Annotated in this window: 1 protein-coding gene; it reads right to left on the bottom strand. The window is 35.2% G+C overall.

The window, feature by feature from the left end; genetic code table 11:
* The coding region (locus tag OIU80_RS20835) for a condensation domain-containing protein (protein WP_264288886.1) at positions 1 to 1,210 on the bottom strand (1,210 nt) is incomplete at both ends.

The raw sequence follows: 1,210 nt of genomic DNA, 5'->3' as shown, positions 1-1,210 counted from the left end.
CATAATCAATTCGCTCTTGTGGAATTGTAGGATCAATAGGTACATAGGCACCTCCAGCTTTTAATACCGCCAATATCCCAATAATCATTTCCAGACTTCTGTCCAAGCATAAAGCAATTAGCGTGTCGGGAGTAAGTGATCGTTGTGTTTTTTCTTGATACTGCTCTCGAATGTAACGCGCTAACTGATTACTCTTTTCATTAAGCTCATTATAGGTTAATTCCTTTCCTTCATAAACCAAAGCAATAGCATTTGGAGTCTTTAGCACCTGTTCTTCAAACATTTGATGAATCGTCTTCTCTTTTGAATACGCTTTATCCGTTGCATTCCAATTGTAAACAAGTTCTTTGTAGTCTGTTGGAGATAACAAACTGATTTGACGATGGGATTTGTTGGGATCTGACAATACCTGATTTAGAATATTAACCAAGGTCGCCAAATGCTCTTTCGCTTTACTTTGCGTTAGGTAATTACCATCATAATTAAACTTAATGGTTAATAATTCTCCTTGCTCGAAAGCCATAATATTTAATGGATAATCTACCTTCTCTATCGAGTTTCTTAAACTTATACTCGATGTTTCTTGGTCGTCATCTCCTTCAGGCACAGGATAGTTTTCAAAAACAAACAAACTCTGAAAAAGTCGCTCTCCTTCTTTTTGTAATTTTGCCAAGTCAGCAAAACTATGCGTGTTCATTTCTATAATTTTCTTTTGAATTTGATGCAATTGATCCAAAACAGTACCCTGATTATTCCAATCGATAATCAGTGGTAAAGTATTAATATACAAACCAACACTCTGCTCTATTCCATCAATAGGCAATTCTCTTCCTGATATTGTCGTTCCAACTATACTCTTCTGACTATTACTGTACACATGGAGTAACTTATGCCAGATAAACTGGATCATTACATTTATAGTAATCCCCTCTTTCTGTGTAAAAGCTTTCAATTGACTGTACAATTCTCCTTTGATTTCCAAACTACTGTTGGCGGACACTTCCACCTGCTTATAACTGCTAAAATCAATTGGATCGCTAAGTAATGCACTAATATCATTGGTACCTTCTACTTCCGATAAAGCACTTTTCCAATAACGATCTACATCATTTTTGTACCTGCCAATATATTCTTGAGTTTGAATGTAAGCCGTATCTTCTTTTATTTTTACCGTTTTATTATTAATCAGCTCTTGGTAATAAGAGTCTAT

This window comes from Flavobacterium frigoritolerans, from assembly GCF_025847275.1.
GTDB lineage: Bacteria > Bacteroidota > Bacteroidia > Flavobacteriales > Flavobacteriaceae > Flavobacterium > Flavobacterium frigoritolerans.
The sequence above is the reverse complement of the archived record's forward strand: the minus strand, read 5'-3'. Positions and strand labels throughout refer to the sequence as shown.